Source organism: Caballeronia sp. (genome assembly GCF_049581465.1).
Taxonomy (GTDB): Bacteria; Pseudomonadota; Gammaproteobacteria; order Burkholderiales; family Burkholderiaceae; genus Caballeronia.
In genome coordinates this window covers 1-5866 of the sequence record NZ_JBAUSA010000804.1, presented here as the reverse complement: position 1 = coordinate 5866, position 5866 = coordinate 1, and the positions used below count along the sequence as shown (strand labels likewise).

Sequence of the window (5866 nt, the reverse complement as noted above, 5' to 3'; positions counted from 1 at the left end):
GGCCCATCCCGCCAAGCCGCGAAAACGCCCGATGCAGCACCTCCGTCAACTCATCGAACGAATCGCGCGCCGGATCGAAGCGTCTTATTACGACGCTGCCAATGCCACGATGAACAGAGGTAATTCGCGCGTGGCTTTTCGTTACTGTACGTTGCTTTGGCATCGCCCCTACTCCGGTTTGATCAATCTGCCGGAAGTGTAGGATTCCTTGCCTCTGCATAACAAGAAAAAATGCTGTAAACATTCGACGTTTACGCCAAACGTTCGTAAGTCCCATCGGGCTTTACACTATTTTTATTCACGGCGGCCTACACTGCGCCCGGGCGCGTCAGAGCGGCGCCAGCCCGCCCGCGCGAGTTCTGCTAGTCATCCGACATTCATGGGTAACAGCACCATCTGCCTGCCCTGCTGGTGCAGGCGTGTCTGGATCTCGACGGGCGTCTGATTGTGCAACCACGCGGTAAGAAAATTGACCCTCTTGAAGATCAGTTTGCTGGCAAAGCACACGCTGTTTGGAAACTCGTTCAACGTAGTCTCAGCGAGTGTCAGGAATTCGCCGATCGGGTGGGTGCCGAAGGCAACCCGGTAGTCGGCCGCAATGCCGTGGCGGCGGCAATGCGCAACGTAGTATTCGAGCGATGACTTGATCGTTCCTTGCAAACGTTCCAGATGCTCCGCGCCTTCGTAACTTTGCGCATCGACTTCACCCACGGCGAGAAGAGGAAGACAGGCCATCCGCGCCGAGGCCGACCCACGCGATTAGCGGCGTGACAGCAATTGCGTGGCGCGTGCGTGGATCGAGGGGATCGAGCGGCTTGCCAACTAGCACGCTCCATATCTTACGGACGGCTGTCATGGCGTCTCCGGGGCGAATCCAGAAGCGGCAATACCATCGTGAGCGAGAGCGTCGATGCCCCCTAGCCCCCTCGCGTCAGCAAAAAGGCACCCGACGGACGTGCAGGCGTACCGTCAACGTACTCTGCTGAGGAAAATCTAGGTCAGTTCCCGTGCGTGCGCCAGTCGGCGATACCCGAGGCCGGCTAGTGGTTCCGCCTGAGTGCACCGAACTTCAGTCTCGTAATACCATCAAGCCAAAAATACCGGCGTATTAAACAGATGCTGAACCAAGCCCTCCAGACGACGGGTGAATAGGATGACGAATCGAATCGCGGTAGTAACAGGTGGCATGGGTGGCCTTGGGGAAGCGATCAGCATGAGATTGCATGATGCGGGTTACTCTGTAGTCGTCACACGCTCGCTGAACAACACTCATGCGAACGACTGGCTCGCCAACATGCAAGCTCAAGGCCGCAACTTCCGCGCATATCCGGTAGACGTCACTGACTTTGACTCATGCCAGCAATGTGCGGCAAGGATCACGGCTGAAGGCGGTCCCGTCGACATCCTGGTGAACAACGCAGGTATCACGCGCGACATGACGCTCAAGAAGCTGGACAAGGTCAATTGGGACGTGGTCATCCGCACCAACCTTGATTCGGTCTTCAACATGACTCAGCCGTTTTGCGACGACATGGCCGCGCGCGGCTGGGGACGCATCATCAACATTTCGTCGGTCAATGGCTCGAAGGGTTCGATCGGCCAGACCAACTACGCGGCGGCCAAGGCCGGCATGCACGGTTTCACCAAATCGCTGGCGCTGGAAGTGGCGCGCAAGGGTGTCACCGTCAATACAATTTCGCCCGGCTATCTCGCCACCAAAATGGTCACTGCGATTCCCCAGGAAATTTTGGATTCGAAGATCCTTCCGCAGATTCCGGTCGGTCGTCTCGGCAAGCCGGAGGAAGTCGCGGCCCTGGTTCTCTATCTGTGCTCGGACGATGCCGGTTTTATGACCGGCGCCAATCTCGCCATCAATGGCGGCCAGCATTTGTATTGAGGCACGGGGCATTGTGACGTCGTTCCCCTGGTCGGCTTTTCGAACATTGGCCGTCGCCTGTCTACTAAAGCGCGCCGTTTATCGTTAAAGCAGATAAGCGTATCGGTTTTGATTTGTTGACCGCGCGCACGGGCCATTCTAGATTTATCGTTTTGCTCGGGGTCCTCTGCTGCCCGCAGAGCCCCGAAGCGCGACAACCCCGAAAAGATAAAAGAGCCTCTTGACGACTTCCACCGCTACCCCCGACGCCCAAGGCGCTTCGCTCATCGCGCGGCAGTCCATCGAAATCGTGCCTTTCGACGCCCCGCTCGGCGCCGAAGTAATCGGTCTGGATCTGAGCAAGCCGCTCGCCACCGACGACTTCAAGCGCATTCATCGCGCGCATCTCGATCACCACGTGCTCGTATTCCGCGACCAACGCATCACGCCCGAGCAGCATATTGCGTTCAGCCGCCGCTTCGGTCCGCTGCAGATTCATGTGCTGCATCAGTTCCAGCTCGGGGGATTTCCCGAGATCCTGATCGTGTCGAACATCATGGAAAACGGCCAGCCGATCGGTCTCGGCGATGCCGGGCATTACTGGCATTCCGACCTGTCATACAAGGAAACCCCCAGTCTCGGCTCGCTGTTGCACGCCCAGGAATTGCCGGCTGAAGGCGGCGATACCCTGTTCGCCAACATGCACCTTGCATGGGACACGCTGCCGCAAGCGCTGCGCGATGCGGTGGAAGGCCGCTTCGCCGAGCACACGTATCTGGCGAAGTACGCAGAGTTGCAGCAACGCAGCCCCTGGCGTCCCAACCTGTCTGAAGAACAGATCGCGCAAGTGAAGCCGGTCGTGCAGCCGATCGTGCGTACGCACCCCGAAACCGGCCGCAAGGCGCTGTTCGTCAGCGAACATTTCACCACGCGCGTGATCGGCCTGCCGGAGGACGAAAGCCGCGACCTCCTTAAAGCGCTGTTCGATCACAGCGTGCGCGACGCGCATCTTTACCGTCATGTCTGGCGCGAGCACGACCTGGTGTTCTGGGACAACCGCTCGCTCATGCACCTTGCCGCCGGGACGCCCGATCATCTGCGCCGCAAGATGTATCGCACGACGATCGAAGGCGACAAGCCGTTTTAGGCTACCGTTGGACGCTTAGCGTGCGTAGCCCAAATGAACCAGGGTCCTGGAAATTTCGCGGACCTTGCCCGCAGCATGTCATGTCGAGAACGCTATGTCTCTCAACTCGTCCGCCGAGCGCCATCCCATGAGCAAGAAAAAAATCCTTTTGAACGCGTTCGACATGAACTGCGTCGGCCATATCAACCATGGCCTGTGGACACACCCGCGCGACCAGTCGACAGACTATCGAAAGCTTTCCTACTGGACGAATCTGGCGAAACTGCTCGAAAAAGGCCTGTTTGATGGCCTTTTTATCGCGGATATCGTTGGGGCCTACGACATCTACCATCAGTCGGTGGACGTGACCTTGAAGGAGTCAGTTCAACTTCCGGTCAACGACCCGATGATGCTCGTTTCCGCGATGGCCGCCGCCACGCAGCATCTTGGCTTCGGCATTACGGTGAACCTGACTTACGAACCGCCGTATCTGCTTGCCCGGCGCTTCTCGACCCTTGACCATCTCACGGACGGACGAATCGGCTGGAACATCGTGACCGGCTATCTAGACAGCGCGGCGCGTGCGATGGGCCTCACCGAGCAGATCGCGCACGACGAACGCTACGATCGCGCCGATGAATATCTCGATGTCCTCTACAAGCTATGGGAAGGCAGTTGGGAAGACGATGCCGTGGTTCGCAACCGGGACGCGCGCCAGTTCGCCGATCCAACGAAAGTGCATAAGGTCAATCACCATGGCCGCTATTACAGCGTGGAGGGATACCACCTTTGCGAGCCCTCGCCGCAACGCACGCCGGTTCTCTTCCAGGCGGGCTCGTCCGGGCGCGGTCAAGCCTTTGCCATCCGTCACGCCGAGTGCGTTTTCGTATCGAGCCAAAGCAAGCAAGGCACGCGAAAGCTCGTCGATGCATTGCGCGAGCAAGCGGCGCAGGCCGGCCGCGATCCCGCCGACCTGAAGATATTCATGGGTATCACCGTAGTCGTCGGACGCACGACCGAAGAAGCGGAAGCGAAGTTTGAAGAGTACGCGCGATACGCAAGTGCCGAAGCCGGACTCGCGCATTTTGCGGCAGGCACCGGTATCGACTATTCGAAGTTCGATCTTGATGACGAACTCGACGCGCCGGGTGGTCATAAAAGCCGCGGTATCGAGTCGTCGGTGCAGCGCGTGACGGATGGAAAATCGGGCTGGACCGTACGGCGCCTGCTCGATCAACTGAAGTTGGGGGGACGCTATACGACCATTGTGGGGAACCCGGTTGAGGTCGCGGACGCGCTTGAATCATGGGTCGATGAAGCCGGCGTCGACGGCTTCAACCTGACCCGCACCGTGACGCCCGCGAGCTACGAGGACTTCATCGACCTCGTGATTCCGGAACTCCAGGCGCGCGGCGCGTACAAAACATCCTATGCGGACGGCACGCTGCGCGAGAAGCTGTTCGGTGGTGGCGCGCGACTGCCGGATCGGCATACAGGGGCGTCATTTCGCGATCTGTCCGGCATGGGCGCGGCAGCGTCGCCGATCTAGCCGCTGAGCGCGCGAAGGCCCTCAAACATTACAAAAGGCTTCAAAAATGCACTGTAAAGGGTTCTGGCGACGGATCAATTTGCACCCTGAGGGCTGTTCCGGTAAGGTGACGCGTCGATGTGTGCCCGTTTTGTGGGCGCACGACACTACTCTTGGGGAATTCGTATGAACAAGCAGGAACTCATTGATGCCATCGCTGGCACAGCCGACATCAGCAAAGCGGCCGCTGGAGAAACGATCGATGCAATCTTCGAAACGATTACCAAGGCAGTCACCGCAGGCGACGCCGTCCAGTTGATCGGTTTCGGAAGCTTCAGTACTGGCGCCCGGGCAGCCCGAACGGGGCGAAATCCCAAAACCGGCGAGTCGATCCAGATTGCCGCGGCGAAGACCGTCAAATTTACTGCCGGTAAAGCGTTCAAAGATCTGGTGAACAAGTAAAAGTAACACACCCCGGGCGGCCACGCCCGTGGGGACCCGACCAGATGGGTGAGCGTATGTCAGGGATGAAGAACCGCTTCGTCCCGGACGTCTGCGCGCCGCTCACCACGTCAAGACCTACCTTGACCGATGGTACTGAACTCGACATGGACAAGCTTTCGGCACTGCGGGCGTTTACCGAGGTCGCGGAGACTGGTGGCTTTTCGAGCGCGGCGAGAAAACTGGACCTTGCAACATCGTCAGTGACACGGTCTGTAGACGGATTGGAAGAGTCACTCGGGACGGTCCTGCTCAATCGAACCACGCGTCAAGTCACGCTGTCCGACGCGGGAACCACGTACTATGCGCACGCGAAGAAGATTCTCGACGATGTCGCCGAAGCCGATGCGTCGGTGACTGACCGCGGATCCGAGCCAACGGGGCCACTGCGTGTGTCAGTCCCGGTCGCATTTGGCCGGCAGTGCATCAGTCCGCATCTCGGAGCATTTCTAGCCAAGTACCCGAAGCTCGAGTTAGACCTGATGCTAAGCGACGCTATCTCGGACCTTGTTTCCGAGCGCATCGACTTGGCCATACGTCTTGGGGATGCGGCTCCCAATGCCGCGCTGGTCAGTCGCCCTTTAGGATCCTTTAGCCGATTTGTTGTCGCTAGCCACGAATACCTGACGGCGTTCGGAACACCTGGCGAGCCGAGCGAGTTGACGACCCATCAGTGCCTGCGCTTTTCATATGGAGCCGACCAGCAAGTATGGACCTTTGGCCGTGGTGAATCGCGGACTAAGGTTGCGGTCACGGGTCGACTGAAGACCAATAATTCGGAGGTCCTCAGGGAGGCGGCGCTTAACGGCTCGGGCATCGCTTTGCTGCCCAGTTG

6 protein-coding genes and 1 pseudogene are annotated in these 5866 nt (G+C 58.8%); 5 read left to right on the top strand and 2 right to left on the bottom strand.

The genetic code is table 11. The features are described 5' to 3' along the window. Window positions 1–366 precede the first annotated feature (366 nt). Window positions 367–717: pseudogene (locus WCA53_RS19800) on the bottom strand (amino acid transporter); the annotation flags it as partial. Beyond that, on the bottom strand, window positions 704–856 hold the full coding sequence (locus tag WCA53_RS19795; protein ID WP_423914528.1) for a hypothetical protein: 153 nt from the start codon (window positions 854–856) through the stop codon (window positions 704–706). The gene WCA53_RS19795 and the pseudogene WCA53_RS19800, both read right to left, overlap by 14 nt. A gap of 297 nt (window positions 857–1153) precedes the next feature. Here WCA53_RS19795 and phbB point away from each other — a divergent pair, with 297 nt between their 5' ends. From phbB to WCA53_RS19770, 5 genes are all read left to right on the top strand, one after another. Further along, window positions 1154–1897, top strand: coding sequence for an acetoacetyl-CoA reductase (gene phbB / locus WCA53_RS19790; protein ID WP_423914523.1), 744 nt, complete (start codon window positions 1154–1156; stop codon window positions 1895–1897). A 220-nt stretch (window positions 1898–2117) separates the two neighbouring features. After that, a complete protein-coding gene (locus WCA53_RS19785) occupies window positions 2118–3023 on the top strand; it encodes a TauD/TfdA dioxygenase family protein (RefSeq protein ID WP_423914518.1) in 906 nt (301 codons plus the stop codon). A gap of 127 nt (window positions 3024–3150) precedes the next feature. Next, complete coding sequence (locus WCA53_RS19780; protein WP_423914533.1) at window positions 3151–4551, top strand: LLM class flavin-dependent oxidoreductase; 1401 nt, start codon at window positions 3151–3153, stop codon at window positions 4549–4551. Between the two features lie 165 nt (window positions 4552–4716). Continuing rightward, window positions 4717–4992, top strand: a complete 276-nt coding sequence (locus tag WCA53_RS19775) for an HU family DNA-binding protein (RefSeq protein ID WP_423914515.1) — start codon at window positions 4717–4719, stop codon at window positions 4990–4992. A gap of 146 nt (window positions 4993–5138) precedes the next feature. Next, window positions 5139–5866, top strand: a 728-nt coding sequence (locus WCA53_RS19770) for a LysR substrate-binding domain-containing protein (protein ID WP_423914531.1), incomplete at its 3' end; no start/stop codon positions are given.